Origin of the sequence: Streptomyces flavofungini (genome assembly GCF_030388665.1) — a bacterium.
Classification (GTDB): domain Bacteria; phylum Actinomycetota; class Actinomycetes; order Streptomycetales; family Streptomycetaceae; genus Streptomyces; species Streptomyces flavofungini_A.
Genome location: NZ_CP128846.1, coordinates 6,204,988 through 6,223,144 on the forward strand (window position 1 = coordinate 6,204,988; position 18,157 = coordinate 6,223,144).

11 protein-coding genes are annotated in these 18,157 nt (G+C 73.0%); all 11 read left to right on the forward strand.

Annotation, left to right across the window (positions count from 1 at the left end; genetic code table 11):
* The 11 genes from rodA (at position 1) to obgE (ending at position 18,028) form a co-directional block, all read left to right on the forward strand.
* On the forward strand, positions 1 to 1,197 hold the full coding sequence (rodA, locus tag QUY26_RS26355; RefSeq protein ID WP_289950810.1) for a rod shape-determining protein RodA: 1,197 nt from the start codon (positions 1 to 3) through the stop codon (positions 1,195 to 1,197).
* A 46-nt stretch (positions 1,198 to 1,243) separates the two neighbouring features.
* Positions 1,244 to 2,776, forward strand: coding sequence for a CYTH and CHAD domain-containing protein (locus QUY26_RS26360; RefSeq protein WP_289950811.1), 1,533 nt, complete (start codon positions 1,244 to 1,246; stop codon positions 2,774 to 2,776).
* An 84-nt stretch (positions 2,777 to 2,860) separates the two neighbouring features.
* On the forward strand, positions 2,861 to 4,798 hold the full coding sequence (locus tag QUY26_RS26365) for a TIGR03960 family B12-binding radical SAM protein (RefSeq protein ID WP_289950813.1): 1,938 nt from the start codon (positions 2,861 to 2,863) through the stop codon (positions 4,796 to 4,798).
* Positions 4,799 to 4,917: 119 nt separating this feature from the next.
* On the forward strand, positions 4,918 to 6,981 hold the full coding sequence (locus QUY26_RS26370) for a restriction endonuclease (protein WP_289950815.1): 2,064 nt from the start codon (positions 4,918 to 4,920) through the stop codon (positions 6,979 to 6,981).
* A gap of 81 nt (positions 6,982 to 7,062) precedes the next feature.
* On the forward strand, positions 7,063 to 8,211 hold the full coding sequence (locus QUY26_RS26375; RefSeq protein ID WP_289950817.1) for a hypothetical protein: 1,149 nt from the start codon (positions 7,063 to 7,065) through the stop codon (positions 8,209 to 8,211).
* A gap of 193 nt (positions 8,212 to 8,404) precedes the next feature.
* Positions 8,405 to 9,205, forward strand: coding sequence for a TIGR03936 family radical SAM-associated protein (locus tag QUY26_RS26380; protein WP_289950819.1), 801 nt, complete (start codon positions 8,405 to 8,407; stop codon positions 9,203 to 9,205).
* Between the two features lie 266 nt (positions 9,206 to 9,471).
* A complete protein-coding gene (locus tag QUY26_RS26385; protein ID WP_289950821.1) occupies positions 9,472 to 13,923 on the forward strand; it encodes an Rne/Rng family ribonuclease in 4,452 nt (1,483 codons plus the stop codon).
* Between the two features lie 337 nt (positions 13,924 to 14,260).
* Positions 14,261 to 15,625 carry a phospholipase D-like domain-containing protein gene (locus QUY26_RS26390; RefSeq protein ID WP_289950822.1) on the forward strand — a complete coding sequence of 455 codons (1,365 nt, stop codon included), beginning with the start codon at positions 14,261 to 14,263 and terminating at the stop codon, positions 15,623 to 15,625.
* A 205-nt stretch (positions 15,626 to 15,830) separates the two neighbouring features.
* A complete protein-coding gene (gene rplU, locus QUY26_RS26395; protein ID WP_030362614.1) occupies positions 15,831 to 16,151 on the forward strand; it encodes a 50S ribosomal protein L21 in 321 nt (106 codons plus the stop codon).
* Positions 16,152 to 16,165: 14 nt separating this feature from the next.
* Positions 16,166 to 16,420, forward strand: coding sequence for a 50S ribosomal protein L27 (gene rpmA, locus QUY26_RS26400; RefSeq protein WP_030362615.1), 255 nt, complete (start codon positions 16,166 to 16,168; stop codon positions 16,418 to 16,420).
* 159 nt (positions 16,421 to 16,579) lie between these two features.
* A complete protein-coding gene (gene obgE / locus QUY26_RS26405; protein WP_289950833.1) occupies positions 16,580 to 18,028 on the forward strand; it encodes a GTPase ObgE in 1,449 nt (482 codons plus the stop codon).
* Positions 18,029 to 18,157: the final 129 nt, after the last annotated feature.

The following is an 18,157-nucleotide window of genomic DNA, read 5'->3' on the forward strand; positions in this document are numbered from 1 at the left end:
GTGACCGGCACCGGTGGTTTCTCCGTCTCGGGCTACGGCCCCGAGCGCTCCACGCTCTCCCGCCTGTTCGCCCGCGACTCGATACTGCGCAGGCTCGACTGGGTGATGCTGCTCGCCGCCCTCGCGCTCTCCGTGATCGGCTCCGCGCTCGTCTACTCGGCGACCCGCAACCGCACGGAACTCGTCGGCGACGACCCGTACGCCTTCCTGATCAAGCACGTCGTGAACATCGGCATCGGGCTTGCCCTGATGACCGCCACGGTCTGGCTCGGCCACCGCAACCTGCGCACGGCCGTGCCGATCCTCTACGGCGTCTCGGTCTTCATGGTGCTGCTCGTGCTCACCCCGCTCGGCGCGACCATCAACGGCGCGCACGCCTGGATCGTGATCGCCGGGTTCTCGCTGCAGCCCTCCGAGTTCGTCAAGATCACCATCATCCTGGGCATGGCGATGCTCCTCGCGGCCCGCGTCGACGCGGGCGACAAGGACCGCCCCGACCACCGCACGGTGGTCCAGGCGCTCGGCCTCGCCACCGTCCCGATACTGATCGTCCTGCTGATGCCGGACCTCGGCTCGGTCATGGTCATGGTGATGATCGTGCTCGGCGTGCTGCTCGCCTCCGGCGCCTCCAACCGCTGGGTCTTCGGCCTGCTCGGCGCCGGCGCGCTCGGCGGCGTCGCCATATGGCAGCTCGGCGTCCTCGACGACTACCAGATCGCCCGATTCGCGGCCTTCGCCAACCCCGCCCTCGACCCGGCGGGCGTCGGCTACAACACCAACCAGGCCCGCATCGCGATCGGCTCCGGCGGCCTCACCGGCACCGGCCTCACCAAGGGCTCCCAGACCACCGGCCAGTTCGTCCCCGAACAGCAGACGGACTTCGTCTTCACGGTCGCCGGTGAGGAACTGGGCTTCGTCGGCGCGGGCGCCATCCTGCTGCTGCTCGGCGTCGTCCTCTGGCGCGCCTGCCGCATCGCCCGCGAGACGACCGAGCTGTACGGCACGGTCGTCGCCGCCGGGATCATCGCCTGGTTCGCCTTCCAGGCCTTCGAGAACATCGGCATGACGCTCGGCATCATGCCGGTCGCGGGCCTGCCCCTGCCGTTCGTGTCGTACGGAGGCACATCCATGTTCGCGGTCTGGCTGGCCGTGGGCCTCCTCCAGTCGATCAAGGTGGAAAGACCGCTGTCGGCGTAGCGGCCGGGGTCTGCCCAAGTCGGCCGATCGCGTCTAGATTCGGTTCATGGCGGACACGAAGCGCGAACGCGAGATCGAGCGGAAGTACGACGCCGACGCCGCCGGCGACCTCCCCGACCTCAGGGGGGTCGCCGGGGTGGCCGACGTCATCGACAAAGGCGTCGCCGACCTGGACGCGGTGTACTACGACACCGCCGACCAGCGCCTCGCCACGGCCTCCATCACGCTGCGCCGCCGCACCGGCGGAAACGACGCGGGCTGGCACCTGAAACTGCCCGTGCCCGAGATCGAGGGCGCCCGCGACGAGCTGCACGCCCCCCTGTCCGACGGCGTGCCGCGCGCCCTGATCGGCCTGGTCCGCTCCCGCGTCCGCGACGCCGACCTCACCCCCGTCGTCCGCCTCCGCTCCGCCCGCGACCTGCGCCACCTGGTCGACGCCGACGGCACCCTCCTCGCCGAGGTCAGCGTCGACGGCGTCCGCGCCGACCGCCTCGACGGCGCCACGGCCACCGCCTCCTGGACGGAGATCGAGGTCGAACTGGCCCCGAACGGCGACCCCCGCCTCCTGGACAAGGTGGAGAAGAGACTCCGCAAGGCGGGGGTGCGGAGGTCGACATCCAAGTCGAAGCTGGCACGGGCCCTGGCCGACACGGGGACCCCGCCGGAAGCAGCCGCCGTGCCCGAGCTGAGGCCCGACACCGCGGGCGCCCAAGTCCTCGCGTACCTCCGCGAGCAGCGCGACGCCCTGCTGGAGCTGGACCCCGCGGTCCGCCAGGACCTCCCCGACTCCGTCCACCAGATGCGGGTGGCGACCCGCCGCACCCGCAGCGCCTTCAAGACGTACGCAAAGATCCTCGACCGCACGGTCACGGACCCGATCGGCGAGGAGCTGAAGTGGCTGGCCGCCGAGCTGGGTGTGGACCGCGACCGCGAGGTCCTCACCGAACGCCTGACGGCCGCCCTGACGGACGTCCCGCGCACGCTCCTGCTCGGCCCGGTCCGCGGCAGGCTGCGCCGGTGGGCGGTGGCGGGCCGCGCGGGCTCGCGCCGCAAGACGGTCGCCGTCCTGGACAGCAAGCGCTACCTCGCGCTGCTCGACAGCCTGGACGCCCTCCTGGCCGACCCTCCGCTCCGCAAGGCCGCGGGCGCCGCCGTGGCCGAGGCCCTGCCGAAGGCGGTCCTGAAGGACTACGACCGCCTCGCGACCCGGGTCGGCCACGCGCTCGCCCTGGACCCCGGCACCGACCGGGACCTGGCGATGCACGAGGCCCGCAAGGCCGCGAAGCGCGCCCGGTACGCGGGCGAGGCGGCGACCCCGGCCCTCGGCAAGCCCGCGGCCCGCTTCGCCAAGCGGATGAAGGCCGTGCAGAAGGTGCTCGGCGACCACCAGGACTCGGTCGTGGCCCGTGGGACCCTGCGTGACCTGGCGATCCAGGCGCACGCGGCGGGGGAGAGCGCGTTCGTGTGGGGCCTGCTGTACGGCCGTGAGGAGGCGGTCGCGGCGACCCGGGAGCGGGAGCTGGTGGGCGTGTGGGAGCGCGCGTCGCGGCCGAAGGCACGGGCGGCGCTCGGCGGCTAGGGGGTCGGCCGATCGAGGTACGGGGTGGGGCCCGGGTCACGTTAGGCTTGAGGGTCACCCCTGTCAGCTCACGAAGGTCCAGCGATGTCTGTCGAGTCGGTTTTCCCGCAGCTCGAAGCCCTGCTCCCGCATGTGCAGAAGCCGATCCAGTACGTGGGCGGTGAGCTCAACTCCACGGTCAAGGAGTGGGACGCCTGCGACGTCCGCTGGGCGCTCATGTACCCGGACGCGTACGAGGTCGGTCTGCCCAATCAGGGCGTCATGATCCTTTACGAGGTCCTGAACGAGCGGGACGGCGTCCTCGCCGAGCGCACGTACAGCGTCTGGCCGGACCTCGAGGAGCTGATGCGCGAGCACAAGGTCCCGCAGTTCACCGTGGACTCGCACCGGCCCGTGGGCGCCTTCGACGTGTTCGGCCTGTCCTTCTCCACGGAGCTCGGCTACACGAACATGCTGACCGCCCTCGACCTCGCGGGCATCCCGCTGGAGTCCAAGGACCGCGGCATCGACGACCCGATCGTGCTCGCGGGCGGCCACGCCGCCTTCAACCCCGAGCCGATCGCCGAGTTCATCGACGCGGCGGTCATCGGTGACGGCGAGCAGGCCGTGCTCGACATGACGGAGATCATCCGCGCCTGGAAGGCCGAGGGCCGCCCCGGTGGCCGCGAGGAGGTCCTGTTCCGCCTCGCGAGGACCGGCGGCGTGTACATCCCGGCGTTCTACGACGTGGAGTACCTGCCGGACGGCCGCATCGGCCGCGTCGTACCGAACAGGTCCGGTGTCCCGTGGCGCGTGTCCAAGCACACGGTCATGGACCTCGACGAGTGGCCCTACCCGAAGCAGCCGCTGGTGCCGCTCGCCGAGACGGTGCACGAGCGCATGTCGGTGGAGATCTTCCGCGGCTGCACGCGCGGCTGCCGCTTCTGCCAGGCGGGCATGATCACCCGCCCGGTGCGCGAGCGCTCCATCACGGGCATCGGCGAGATGGTCGAGAAGGGGCTGAAGGCGACCGGCTTCGAGGAGGTCGGCCTGCTGTCGCTGTCCTCCGCGGACCACACGGAGATCGCGGACGTCGCCAAGGGCCTCGCCGACCGGTACGAGGAGGACAAGATCGGCCTGTCCCTCCCCTCCACCCGCGTGGACGCCTTCAACGTCGACCTGGCCAACGAGCTGACCCGCAACGGCCGCCGCTCCGGCCTCACCTTCGCCCCCGAGGGCGGCAGCGAGCGCATGCGCAAGGTCATCAACAAGATGGTCAGCGAAGAGGACCTGATCCGCACCGTCGCCACCGCCTACGGCAACGGCTGGCGCCAGGTGAAGCTGTACTTCATGTGCGGTCTGCCCACCGAGACCGACGAGGACGTCCTGCAGATCGCCGACATGGCGATGAACGTCATCCAGAAGGGCCGCGAGGTCTCCGGCTCCAACGACATCCGCTGCACGGTCTCCATCGGCGGCTTCGTGCCCAAGCCGCACACGCCCTTCCAGTGGGCCCCGCAGCTCTCCGCCGCGGAGACCGACGCCCGCCTGGAGAAGCTCCGCGACAAGATCCGCGGCGACAAGAAGTACGGCCGCTCCATCGGCTTCCGGTACCACGACGGCAAGCCCGGCATCGTCGAGGGCCTGCTCTCCCGCGGCGACCGCCGCCTCGGCGCCGTGATCCGCGCCGTCTACGAGGACGGCGGCCGCTTCGACGGCTGGCGCGAGCACTTCAGCTACGAACGCTGGATGCGGTGTGCCGACAAGACGCTGCCCGAGGTCGGTCTCGACGTCGACTGGTACACCACCCGTGAGCGCACCTACGAAGAGGTGCTGCCCTGGGACCACCTGGACTCCGGCCTCGACAAGGACTGGCTCTGGGAGGACTGGCAGGACGCGCTCGACGAGACCGAGGTCGACGACTGCCGCTGGACCCCGTGCTTCGACTGCGGGGTGTGCCCCGCCATGCAGACGGAGATCCAAGTGGGGCCGACGGGCAAGAAGTTGCTGCCGCTGTCGGTGAAGACGCCCGCCACGAAGTGAGACCCCCCGGCGCCGTGGGCGCGGCGCGGGATGCTGGCTAAAGTCATCTCATAACCGCTGGTTGGAGGGCCGATCGGCGGTTGTGGGAGAGGTCGGCGTCCTGGGGAGGGCCTGCACGCATGAGTCGTCGCTCGAGTGGTCTTGTCGGTGTCTGGGCCGAGGTCCAGCGGCAGCAGCAACGCCAGCTGGAGGCCGAGGCCCGCAGCCGCCGGGAGCAGGAGCGGCGGGCCCGTGCCGAACAGCGCCGGATGGAGCGGGACTACCGCGAGTACCGCCAGGCGGAGGCCCGCCGCCGGACCCAGGAACTCGACGCGCGCGTGGCGGCCCTGCAGGGGCTGTTAGCGGCCGGCTGCCGCGCCCCCGCCTTCCGGGCGGCGGCCCTGACGCGGGCCGAGGACGTGCAGCCGTTCTCGGCCGGACAGCTCGGGGTGCCGGTGGCCATGCCGGACCCGAACCTCTATCAGGCGCACGGCGGTTGGACGCCGGGCCGCCGCGCCCAGGCGCAGGCGCAGGCGCGTGCCCGCTTCGAGTACGACTGGAACGCGGCGCAGGCCGCCGAGACCCGGCGGCAGCAGCAACTGGCGGACCTGCGGCGCCAGTACGACGCCTGGGTGACCGGCCACCTCGCGGAGGTGCGCCGCCACAACGCGGGCATCGCCGAGGTCGTCGCGGGCGTCAGGAGCGGCGACGCGGAGGCCGTCGTCGAGTACTTCACCGCCGCCCTGTACGCCTCGACGGCCTGGCCCGAGGGCTTCCCGCGGCAGGTCGCCGCGGCCTACGACCCGGCGTCGCGCCAGCTGGTGCTCGACTGGGAACTCCCGGGCCACGACGTCGTTCCCGAGGCGAAGTCGGTGCGCTACGTGGTCAGCGCCGACGAGGACAAGGAAGCGGCGCGCCCGGTGACCCAGCGCCGGGCGCTCTACCGCGGCGTCGTCGCCCAGTGCGTGCTCCTCGTCCTGCACGACCTGTTCGCGGCGGACGAGCACGGCGCCCTCGCATCCGTGGCGCTGAACGGGTTCGTCGACGACCACGATCCGGCGACGGGAGTACGGACGCACATCGTCCTGGCCTCGGTCATGGCCGAGCGCGCCACCTTCGCCGACCTCCGCCTGGAGCAGGTGGACCCGGTCAGCTGTCTGACCGAGGGCCTCAGGGGCCAGTTGGCGGCGCGGCCCGACCAGCTCTCGCCGGTGCGGCCCGTGCGCAGACCGGACGACGTGGGCCAGCACATCGCGAGCCACGGCGGCGCGGGCGAGGAGCCGGATCTGCGGGAGATGGACCCGATCGTGTTCGAGTCCCTGGTCGCCGAGCTGTTCCGGGCCATGGGCATGCAGGCGGTGATGACGCAGCGCTCGAACGACGGCGGCGTGGACGTCGACGCCCTCGACCCCACCCCGATCCGCGGCGGCAAGATCGTCGTCCAGGTGAAGCGCTACCGCAACACCGTCCCGCCGACGGCCGTCCGCGATCTGTACGGCACCGTGCAGGACCGCGGCGCCAACAAGGGCGTCCTCGTCACCACGTCGGGCTTCGGCCCCGGCTCGTACACCTTCGCCAACGGCAAGCCCCTTGAGCTGATATCGGGTCCCGAACTGGTCGACCTGCTGCACCGCCACGGACTCTCCGGCCGCCTCGGCGAGCGCGCGCCCGCGACCCCCGCGCCGCCCCCGGCGCCCGCGCCCCGGCGGGACGACGTCGGCGACTACAACGTCCTCGGCATGTCCTGGTCCGGCACGGTCGCCGTGGACGTCTGCGCCCTCGTCTGCGCGGGCAACCGCGTCCTGAGCGACGACCACTTCGTGTTCTTCAACAACGAGCGGACCCCGGACGGTTCGGTGCGCGCGGAGCCCGCGAGCCCGCCGGACAAGGCCGCGGTGCGCGTCGCCTTCGAGTCGCTGCCCGCCGCCGCCGACCGGCTCGCCCTCGTCGCCGCCGTCGACCCCGAGGCCAACCCGCACGCGGATCTGTCGGGCTTCACCGACGCCCGCATCCGGCTCCTCGACCCCTCCCTGACCGAGCTCGGCACGCTCGACGTCTCCGAGGGCAGGGCGGGAGAGACCGCCCTGGTCCTCGGCTCGTTCCGGCGCAGGGCGGGCGGCGACTGGGACTTCGTGCTCGGCGGCAAGGGTTACACCGGCGGCCTGGAGCAGCTCCTGCCGGACTACGGCATCGCCGTCGAGTAGGCCGAGCGGGCCGCGTGGGCCGAGTGTGAGGCGGTTGCCGAAATCGGGAGCCGGGACGGCCCCGCGCGCGTCTAGCACCACATGGACCTGGAGAAACGGCCCGCGACACCTCCGGTGGAGCAGGCCGCGCAGCACCCGGCGGCCCCCGCGCCGCAGCCCGCACCGAGACAGGCCCCCGCGCAGGCGGAGGGCTGTCTCGTGGTCGCCGTCCGGCTGCCGGTGCGGATCGTCGCCCTGGTGGTCGTGCTGCCGGTGCGCCTGGTCTGGGACGCGCTCGTGGTGGCCGGGCGCTTCCTGCTCGACACCGCGCTGCGGCCCGCAGGCCGCGCGCTGGCCTGGCTGGGGCGCACCCTCGTGCTGCGGCCCCTCGGCGCGCTGTGGACGTACGTCCTCGCCCCGGTGGGCCGGGGGCTCGCGGCGGCCGGTCTGTTCCTCGGCAAGTGTCTGTTCGTCTGGCCCTGGGTGGGTCTGTGGCGGTATGTGGTCGTACCGGTCGGCCTCGGTCTCGGCCGGCTCCTGCACGTGCTGCTCGTCGTGCCCGCGGTCTGGCTGTACCGGTACGTCCTGACGCCCGTGGGGCGCGCGCTCGCCTGGGCCGCGCGGGGGGTCGGCGCGGGGGCCTCGGCGGTCGGGCGCGGTGTGCGGTGGCTGCTGCGGATGCTGTTCGTGGTGCCCGCCGTATGGACGTACACCCGTGTGCTCACGCCGATCGGGCACGCCGTCGCCTGGGCGGCGCTCGGTGTCGCCGCCGGGTTCCTGTGGCTGCTCCGGGGCATCGGGCTCGTCCTCTGGACGCTGCTGCGGTGGATCTTCGTGGTGCCCGCCGTGGCGGTGTGGCGGTGGGTGCTCGCGCCGATCGGGCGAGGTGTCGCTGTCGTGGGGCGCGAGATCGGGGACGCGCTCGGGCACGCGTGGCGGGTCGCCGGGCATCTGTCGCGGGCCGTGTGGCGGTTCTTCGGGCAGCTCCTTCGGTGGATCTTCGTGAGCCCCGCGCGCTGGCTGTACCGGACCGTCCTCACCCCGGCCGGGCACGCCGTCCGCGATCTGGTGTGGCGGCCCGGCGCCGCGGCGGCGCGGGCGGTGGGGCGCGCGACGAGGCAGGCGCTGGGATCCGTCCGTGACAGCGTGCGCGCGGCCCGCGCCGACGTCCGGCGGCTGCTCTTCGGCCCGCCGCGCGAGAAGGTGCCCGTCACACGGGGCCACGAGGCCGACGGAAACCTGCGGCCGTGAAGCGCGTATTCTGAGGCGAGGGTCCGGCGTGAAATGTTCTTGCGGCCGCAGGGACGATCCGGACCACGACACACGGCAAGCGCCAGCCCGGACGCACTCCCCACCGAAGCGGGGACGGCGGCACGGGCCGCGTACACGAGGAGAAGTTCCCCTGGGCAAGCGACAGCCCGAAGGCCCGCCGCCCGCACCCGCGGTGCAGCGCATCCGACTGCGCTACACCAAGCGCGGCCGCCTCCGGTTCACCAGCCACCGTGACTTCCAGCGCGCCTTCGAGCGGGCGCTGCGCCGCGCCGAGGTGCCCATGGCGTACTCGGCGGGCTTCACCCCGCACCCGAAGGTGTCGTACGCCAATGCCGCACCCACCGGCACGGGCAGCGAGGCCGAGTATCTGGAGATCGCCCTCACCGAGCCCCGCGACCCGCGCACCCTGTGGGCGCTGCTCGACGAGTCACTGCCCGAAGGCCTCGACATCACCGACGCCGTCGAGGCCCGCACCTCGGGTCTCGCCGACCGGCTCACCGCCTCCGTGTGGGAGCTGCGTCTGGACGGCGTGGAGCCCGAGGCGGCCGACCGTGCCGCCGCCGCCTTCCGCGCCGCCGAGACCGTCGAGGTCCAGCGCCGCACGAAGAACGGCATGCGGACCTTCGACGCCCGCGCGGCCGTCGTCAGCCTCGACACGCTCGGCCCGGAGGCACTCGCCTCCCGCGCCGATAGGCCGACCGACAAGCCCTGTGCGATACTGCGGCTGGTTGTGCGGCACGTGACACCTGCCGTCCGACCCGACGACGTCCTGTCCGGTCTCCGAGCTGTGGCCGACCTGGCGCCGCCGGTCCCCGCAGCGGTGACCAGGCTGGCGCAGGGGCTTTTCGATGAAGAGACCGGCACGGTGACCGACCCGCTCGCGCCCGACCGCGAGGCAGACATGGCCGCCCCGGCCGATCGTCCCGATCGTTCAGGGGACGCCGCACCTGCCGCCGCGACGGCGCCGGAGTAGGGACGGCCCCGCGCAGGGGCGTTCGCCGAGAACACCGCAGCGCCGCCCTCGTACTCGGGAGCCACCTGGGTCGGGCGGCGCACTGACCAGAAGACTTTCGCCAGGCCGTCCGCACCAAGGGGCGTACGGAACCGGCGAGACAAGACACAGAGAGCTCCCGTGCGGCGCCCACGCCCCCCGGATGGCGGCCCCGCGCAGCAAGCGAGAGCCGCGGACATGTCCGGTACAGGCGCGGCGCCCGGGAGCGTGACGGGAGAACCGCCCGCATGCTTGAGCCGAACGACCCCACTGAGGGTTCGAACAACAACAGCACACCCAGCGACACCCTGCCCCCGCGCCGCCGGCGCCGGGCCGCGTCGCGTCCCGCGGGACCGCCCGCGGGCACCACCACGGACGCCGGGCCGGCCATACCGGCCACCCCCGCCACCGCCGTGGACACCGCTCCGGCCGCCGCGACCGACGTCGACGAAGAGGCCGAGGCCCTGGAGACGGACGAGCAGGCCCAGCCCGCGGAGAGCGCGGAGAACACCGAGGCCGCCGCGCCCGCCGCCGAGGCCACCGCGCCTGCCGCCGCCGAGGAGTCGGCTGTGGCAGAGGCCGCGCCCGCTCGCACGCGGCGTCGCGCCACCCGCCGCGCCTCCGCGCCCGCCGGTGCCCCGCAGTCCGCCGCGTCGGCCGACGCCACGACCGAGGCCGCCGCGCCCGCCGCCGAGGCCACCGCGCCTGCCGCCGCCGAGGAGTCGGCCGTGGCAGAGGCCGCGCCCGCTCGCACGCGGCGCCGTGCCACCCGCCGCGCCTCCGCGCCCGCCGGTGCCCCGCAGACGGCCGAGGCGGAGCAGCCGTCAGCCGTCACCGAGAGCCCGGCCGCGCCCGCCGCCGAGTCCTCCGAGGCCGCCGCGCCCGAGGCCGACGCCGCGCCGCGCCGCACCCGTCGCCGGGCCACCCGCAGCGTGTCCGCGCCCACCGCCGACGCGCAGGCCGCCCCGGCCGCAGAGTCCGCCCCGGCCACAGAGTCCGCCACCACCACGGAGGCCGTCGCGTCCACCGAGACCGCCGAGTCCTCCGAGGCCGCCGCGCCCGAGGCCGACGCCGCGCCGCGCCGCACCCGTCGCCGGGCCACCCGCAGCGTGTCCGCGCCCACCGCCGACGCGCAGGCCGCCCCGGCCGCAGAGTCCGCCACCACCACGGAGGCCGTCGCGTCCACCGAGACCGCCGAAGCCGCAGCGCCGAAGGCCGCCGAGGTCGCCGAGACTCCGGCCGCCGAGGACGCCGCGCCGCGCCGTGGCCGCCGCCGTGCCACCCGCGCCGCCGCGTCCGCCGCTGAGGCGCAGCCCGCCGAGGCCCCGGCCGAGGCGCCGGAGCAGGCCGACGCCCCGCGCGGCCGTGCCGCCCGCGAGGCCGAGGCCGCCGAGCAGGCCGAAGCGGACGCCCCGCGCGGTCGTACCCGCCGCCGTGCCACCCGCAAGGCCGCCGCCGGATTCACCTCGCCGGCCGCCGCGAGCGCGCGTTCCGACGACGACAGCGAGCGCCGCCCGGCGCGGCCCGCCGTGGCCGTGTTCCAGGCGCCCGTGTTCGCCGAGCCGATGTTCCAGACCCCGGAGCGCGCCGCCGCCGCTGCCGCCGCCGAGGCGGCCGAGCAGACCGCCGAGCCCGAGCCCGAGCCCGCGCCCGTCGCCGAGGAGGAGACGGGCCCGCGCCGCCGTCGCCGCCGCCGCGCCGCGGACGAGCAGCCCGCCGCCGCGCCGGTCGCCGCGGAGCCCGAGCAGACCGTCGAGGCCGAGCCCGCCGAGGCGGAGACCGACGTCGACACCGAAGGCGCCGACGAGGCCGCCGACGGCGAGGACGCCGGTGAGCGCCACGGCCGGCGCCGCCGCCGCGGTGGCCGTCGCCGCCGTCGTGGCGAGTCCGCCGACGCCGACGGCGCCGAGCAGTCGGACGACGCCGCCGAGCGGTCCGACGAGGCCGCCGCCGACTCGTCCGACGCCGACGAGGCCGCGGCCGACGGCGCCGACGAGGACACCGACGACGCCGAGGCCGCCGGTGGCTCCGGCTCCAGCAGCAGCCGTCGCCGCCGTCGCCGGCGCCGCCGCGCCGGTGACTCCGCCGAGACCGAGCCGGGCGACGGCGACCCGGAGCGCACGGTCGTCAAGGTCCGCGAGCCCCGCAAGAAGGGCGACGACTCGCCCTCGGATGAGGTGCAGTCCATCAAGGGCTCGACCCGTCTCGAGGCCAAGAAGCAGCGCCGCCGCGAGGGCCGCGAGCAGGGCCGCCGCCGGGTGCCGATCATCACCGAGGCCGAGTTCCTGGCCCGCCGTGAGGCGGTCAACCGGGAGATGATCGTCCGTCAGAACGGTGACCGCACCCAGATCGGCGTCCTCGAGGACAACATCCTCGTCGAGCACTACGTCAACAAGGAGCAGTCGACCTCGTACGTCGGCAACGTCTACCTGGGCAAGGTCCAGAACGTGCTCCCCTCGATGGAGGCCGCCTTCATCGACATCGGCAAGGGCCGCAACGCCGTCCTGTACGCCGGTGAGGTCAACTTCGAGGCGCTCGGCATGGCCAACGGGCCGCGCCGCATCGAGTCCGCCCTGAAGTCGGGCCAGTCCGTGCTCGTGCAGGTCACCAAGGACCCGATCGGCCACAAGGGCGCCCGCCTGACCAGCCAGGTCTCGCTGCCCGGCCGCTACCTGGTCTACGTGCCCGAAGGCTCCATGACGGGCATCAGCCGCAAGCTGCCCGACACCGAGCGCGCGCGTCTGAAGACCATCCTCAAGAAGATCGTCCCCGAGGACGCGGGCGTCATCGTGCGCACCGCCGCCGAGGGCGCGAGCGAGGACGAGCTGCGCCGTGACGTGGAGCGGCTGCAGGCGCAGTGGGAGGACATCCTCAAGAAGTCGAAGATGACCACCACCAGCTCGCCGAGCCTGCTCTACGGCGAGCCGGACATGACCGTCCGCGTGGTCCGCGACATCTTCAACGAGGACTTCTCGAAGGTCATCATCAGCGGCGACGAGGCCTGGGAGACCATCCACGGCTACGTCTCGCACGTCGCGCCCGACCTGGCGGACCGCCTCCAGCGGTGGACGTCGGAGGTCGACGTCTTCGCGACGTACCGGATCGACGAGCAGCTCGCCAAGGCGCTCGACCGCAAGGTGTGGCTGCCCTCGGGCGGCTCCCTCGTGATCGACAAGACCGAGGCCATGGTCGTGATCGACGTCAACACCGGCAAGTTCACCGGTCAGGGCGGCAACCTCGAAGAGACCGTGACGAGGAACAACATCGAGGCGGCCGAGGAGATCGTGCGCCAGCTGCGGCTGCGCGACCTCGGCGGCATCGTCGTCATCGACTTCATCGACATGGTCCTGGAGTCCAACCGGGACCTGGTCCTGCGCCGGATGCTGGAGTGCCTGGGCCGGGACCGGACCAAGCACCAGGTCGCCGAGGTCACCTCGCTGGGTCTCGTGCAGATGACCCGCAAGCGCGTCGGTCAGGGGCTCCTGGAGTCCTTCTCCGAGACCTGTGTGCACTGCAACGGCCGCGGCCTCATCGTGCACATGGACCAGGCGACGACCGCCGGTGGCGGCGGCAAGCGCAAGAAGCGCGGCCGTGGCGGCGCCGAGCAGGGCGCGGGCCACGACCACACGCACGAGGCCGCGGAGTCGGGTGCCGAGGCCGTCGAGACGGCGGCCGAGGTCGCCGCCGAGATCGCCGAGCCCCTGGCGCTGCCCGAGCCCGCGTTCGTGCCCGACGAGGAGCTGTACAGCAGCCCGGCCGAGGCCGAGGCCGCCGCTTCCCGTGGCCGTTCGCGGCGTCGGGCCACGCGGCGGGCGTCGGCTCCGGCGGGCGCGCCGAAGGCGGAGACGGCCGAGGCCGAGGCGCCGGAGAGCGTGGAGCGGGCCGAGCAGCCCGAGCCCGTCGAGAAGGCCGAGAAGCCGGAGAAGGCCGAGAAGCCGGAGAGGGCCGAGAAGAGCGGGCGTGCGGCCAAGGCCGCGCGTGCCGAGAAGAAGGCCAAGTCGCGGGCGGGCAAGGCCAAGGCGGAGCCGGTCGAGGAGGCCGCCGAGGTGCCCGCGGTGGAGGTCCCGGTCGAGGAGGCCCCGGCGGCCGCTCCGGTCGCCGAGCCCGTCGAGGCCCCCGCGGTGGAGGTCCCGGTCGAGGACGACGCGGCTCCCAAGGGGCGTACGCGGCGTCGGGCGACCCGCAAGGCGACGGCTCCGGCCGGTTCGCCGAAGGCGGCCGCCGACGGCGCTGAGGTGATCATCGCGGAGGCCGCCAAGCCCGAGCCGGTCGCCGAGGCCCCGGCCACCGAGCCGGTCGCCGCGGCCGAGCCGGTCGCGGGGGCGGCCCCGGAGCCCCCGGCGCGCCCGCGTCGCCGTGCCGTGCGCAAGGCCACCGCGCCGACCGCGTCCGAGGAGGCGGCCGTCCTGGTCGTCCCCGCGGCGGACAAGCCGGCCGAGGCGGCCGCGGACCAGGCGCCCGAGGCGCCCGCCGCCGACGCCGAGGAAGCCGCTCCGGCCGCCAAGAAGGCGGCGCGCAAGACGGCCAAGAAGGCCACCGCCAAGAAGGCCGCGACGAAGAAGACCGCGGCCAAGAAGACGACGGCGAAGAAGACGGCCGCCAAGAAGACGACGGCCAAGAAGGCGGCGAAGACCACCAAGAAGGCCGCGGCCGCCGAGCAGTCGGGCACCGCGGTCGCCGCCCCGGCCGACGCGGGCTGAGGCCGGTGCGGGGCGTCCGGTCGCGAACGTGACCGGACGCCCCGGCTGACCTTCGCGGGAAGTCACCGCAGCAACGGTGCCCCCGGCACGGCGAGTTCGCCGTGCCGGGGGCACCGGCATGTCCGGGGCCGTGCCGGGCGACGCCGCGGCTTCGGTGCGCATGATGCCGGTCCGGCGCGCTCAATGTGCTGTTTTCGCCCTCCACTTGGACCGTCGAGGGTTTACCTGTAAGACTCATACGGTTTGTTGTCGTGAAGAGTTGAAGAGTCGACCGTGAGGGCAGGGCACCGGCGTGCCGTGGGGAGACCGCGCGCCGGAGTCAGGGGAGGGATGCACCATGGCGCAGCTGCGCCTCAGAGGCACGGGACGCCACCGCGCCGTGAAACAGGTCAAGGGCGGACGGCAGGCGGCGGCACTCGCCACGGTGCTCTCGGCGGCGAGCCTGCAGGCGACGGGCATCGCCGGGGCCGCCCCCGCCGAAGGACCCACCGGTACGACACCCACCTGGACCGAGGGTCCCGTCTTCAACGACCCGCTCGGCACGGAAGAGGCGCAGCACGCGATCCGCACCCGCCTGATCCAGCTCACCGACGCGGCCGTGCCCGGCTCGACCATCAAGGTCGCCGTCTACCACGTGTGGGAGGCCCCGATCGTCGACGCGCTCCTGAAAGCCCGCGAGCGCGGCGTCCACGTACAGATCCTGCTCGACTCGACGAGCCGTACGGACCGCCCGGGCAACCCCTCGTACCCCAGACTCGCGTCGTCGCTCGGCACCGACCGGACCCAGAAGTCCTTCGTCTCGCTGTGCCCGGCGGACAAGTCCTGCCTGGGCGACCCGCGCCACGGCAAGTCGATCATGCACAACAAGTTCTGGCTGTTCTCCGAGGTCAAGGGCGCCCGTGACGTCGTCGTGCAGACCACGTCGAACTCCACGCCGTCGGCGCACACCAAGTTCTTCAACGACGCGCTGCTGCTCCCCGACAACCCGACGATGTACGACGCGTTCGCCGACTACTTCGACGACATGGTCCGCAAGGACTGGCGGCACTGGGACTACCGCACGGTCAGCAACGGCCTCTACAAGGCGTACTTCTTCCCGCGCGAGGGCACGGTCAACGAGACCGACACCATGTACTCGGTCCTCAACAACGTCGCGTGCACCTACAAGGACGCGAACGGCGTGAAGCGGCAGACCAAGGTCCGTGCCTCCATCTTCAAGATCACACGCAAGCAGATCGCCGAGAAGCTGGTCTCCCTGAAGAAGGCGGGCTGCGCGGTGGACCTGGTGTACGCCGAGACGGACAGCGCCAAGAGCCAGGGCGGCACCCCCGGCACCTGGGAGGCCCTGCACAGGCCCGGCGGCCCCTCGCTGCGTTGCTACAACGACGACCGGGACCCGCTCGTGCCCGGCCGGAAGCTGACCACGCCGTACATCATCCACAGCAAGTACGTCCTCATCGACGGCGTGTACGACGGCAAGCGGAACAAGGTCTCCTTCACCGGCTCGCAGAACTACACGGCGCCCGCGCTGCGCGAGAACGACGAGGTGATCGTGAAGGTCGACGACGACTCGGTGCACGACACCTACCGCAGGCACTTCGACCGGGTGAAGAAGGTGGCCTGGCCGGGGACCAGCGACAAGACGGATCTGTGCCGGGGCGTGAAGCCGCTGCCGCCGGACGGCGAGAAGCCGACCCGGTAGGGCGGCGGGGGCCGGTTTGACCCGTCCGGGCGAGCCCCGTAACCTTGACCGTCGGCGTGTTCCTATGCACGCCCAACCCCTGTAAACCTCATTCCTCCCGGACGTCACACGGAATTCCGCGTGACATCGGGGAGAGGCCGCTCGCGCCATCGGCGCGGGGCGGCTGGACTGCGGGGGTCCCGTTCCGAGCGAGAGAGAGATCCGCGTGTACGCCATCGTGCGCAGCGGTGGTCGCCAGCACAAGGTTGCTGTCGACGACATCGTTGAGGTTGACAAGATTTCCACTGCCAAGGTTGGCGACACGGTCGAGCTCTCGACCCTGCTCGTTGTCGACGGCGACGCCGTGACCAGCGACCCGTGGGTCCTGGCCGGCATCAAGGTCACCGCCGAGGTCGTGGACCACCACAAGGGTGCCAAGATCGACATCCTTCGGTACAAGAACAAGACCGGCTACCGCCGTCGTCAGGGTCACCGTCAGCAGTACACGGCGATCAAGATCACCGGCATCCCCACGGCTGCGAAGTAAGGGACTGAGACAAGATGGCACACAAGAAGGGCGCATCGTCCACCCGGAACGGGCGCGATTCCAATGCTCAGCGGCTCGGCGTGAAGCGCTTCGGCGGTCAGACCGTCAACGCCGGTGAGATCCTGGTCCGCCAGCGCGGCACCCACTTCCACCCGGGCACGGGCGTCGGCCGCGGCAAGGACGACACCCTGTTCGCGCTGGACGCCGGTGCGGTGGAGTTCGGTACCCACCGCGGCCGCAAGGTCGTGAACATCGTTCCGGTCGCCTGATCACTCAGGCTCCGTAGAACAAGTTCTTCGCTGAGGGCGGACCTCGACTTCTCGTGCTCCTGAGAGTGCGGGAAGCGGGTCCGCCCTTCGCGTGTTAGACGTAAGACATCCCCGTACTCCCCCACCTTCGGCCGGGGGACCCCCAGGAGGCACTGAACCATGACCACCTTCGTGGACCGCGTCGAGCTGCATGTCGCCGCGGGTAGCGGAGGCCACGGCTGTGCCTCCGTCCACCGTGAGAAGTTCAAGCCGCTCGGCGGCCCCGACGGCGGCAACGGCGGCCGGGGCGGCGACGTCATCCTGGTCGTCGACCAGTCCGTGACCACGCTGCTCGACTACCACCACAGCCCGCACCGCAAGGCCACCAACGGCAAGCCCGGCGAGGGCGGCAACCGCTCCGGCAAGGACGGCCAGGACCTGGTCCTGCCCGTGCCCGACGGCACCGTCGTCCTCGACAAGCAGGGCAACGTCCTCGCGGACCTCGTCGGCCACGGCACCACGTACGTCGCCGCGCAGGGCGGCCGCGGCGGGCTCGGCAACGCGGCGCTCGCCTCCGCCCGCCGCAAGGCGCCCGGCTTCGCCCTGCTCGGCGAGCCCGGTACGGGCGGCGACGTCGTCCTGGAGCTCAAGACCGTCGCCGACGTCGCGCTCGTCGGCTACCCGAGCGCGGGCAAGTCCTCGCTGATCTCGGTGCTCAGCGCCGCCAAGCCGAAGATCGCGGACTACCCGTTCACGACGCTCGTGCCCAACCTCGGCGTCGTCACCGCGGGCTCCACCGTCTACACCATCGCCGACGTGCCCGGCCTCATCCCCGGCGCCAGCCAGGGCCGCGGCCTCGGCCTTGAGTTCCTGCGCCACGTGGAGCGCTGCTCCGTGCTCGTGCACGTCCTGGACACCGCCACCCTGGAGTCCGACCGCGACCCCGTCTCCGACCTCGACGTGATCGAGGCGGAGCTGCGGGAGTACGGCGCGGGCCTGGAGAACCGGCCGCGCCTCGTGGTCCTCAACAAGGTCGACATCCCCGACGGCCAGGACCTGGCCGACCTGGTGCGGCCCGACCTGGAGGAGCGCGGCTACCGCGTCTTCGAGGTGTCCGCCGTCGCCCACAAGGGCCTCAAGGAGCTGTCCTTCGCGCTCGCCGAGCTCGTCGCCGAGGCGCGGGCCGCGAAGCCCAAGGAGGAGGCCACGCGCATCGTCATCCGGCCCAAGGCCGTCGACGACGCCGGCTTCACCGTCACCCGCGAGGAGGACGAGGGCGAGGCCGTGTTCCGCGTGCGCGGCGAGAAGCCGGAGCGCTGGGTGCGCCAGACCGACTTCAACAACGACGAGGCCGTCGGCTACCTCGCGGACCGGCTCAACCGCCTCGGCGTCGAGGACGAGCTGATGAAGGCCGGTGCCCGCGCGGGCGACGGCGTGGCCATCGGCCCCGAGGACAACGCGGTCGTCTTCGACTGGGAGCCCTCGGTGTCCGCGGGCGCGGAGATGCTCGGACGGCGCGGCGAGGACCACCGCTTCGAGGCGCCCCGCCCGGCCGCGCAGCGCCGCAGGGACCGGGACGCGGAGCGGGACGAGGCGGAGCGGGCGTACGACGACTTCGACCCGTTCTAGGCCGTGGGCCCTGGGCGGGCGGCAGCCCTCGCCCCCTGCGGGGGCTTCTCCCACCCGCCCGCTCGTGACGGTCGGACCCGGCTCACCGCCGGGGGCCGTGCGGGGCGGCGGTAGTCCGTCGGCTGGCCG

What these genes read in the sequence shown, in the direction of transcription:
- QUY26_RS26360 (WP_289950811.1), top strand. Translation starts at nt 1,244, where the DNA reads ATGGCGGACACGAAGCGCGAACGCGAGATCGAGCGGAAGTACGACGCC.
- QUY26_RS26365 (WP_289950813.1), top strand. Translation starts at nt 2,861, where the DNA reads ATGTCTGTCGAGTCGGTTTTCCCGCAGCTCGAAGCCCTGCTCCCGCAT.
- QUY26_RS26370 (WP_289950815.1), top strand. Translation starts at nt 4,918, where the DNA reads ATGAGTCGTCGCTCGAGTGGTCTTGTCGGTGTCTGGGCCGAGGTCCAG.
- QUY26_RS26375 (WP_289950817.1), top strand. Translation starts at nt 7,063, where the DNA reads ATGGACCTGGAGAAACGGCCCGCGACACCTCCGGTGGAGCAGGCCGCG.
- QUY26_RS26385 (WP_289950821.1), top strand. Translation starts at nt 9,472, where the DNA reads ATGCTTGAGCCGAACGACCCCACTGAGGGTTCGAACAACAACAGCACA.
- QUY26_RS26390 (WP_289950822.1), top strand. Translation starts at nt 14,261, where the DNA reads ATGGCGCAGCTGCGCCTCAGAGGCACGGGACGCCACCGCGCCGTGAAA.
- rpmA (WP_030362615.1), top strand. Translation starts at nt 16,166, where the DNA reads ATGGCACACAAGAAGGGCGCATCGTCCACCCGGAACGGGCGCGATTCC.
- obgE (WP_289950833.1), top strand. Translation starts at nt 16,580, where the DNA reads ATGACCACCTTCGTGGACCGCGTCGAGCTGCATGTCGCCGCGGGTAGC.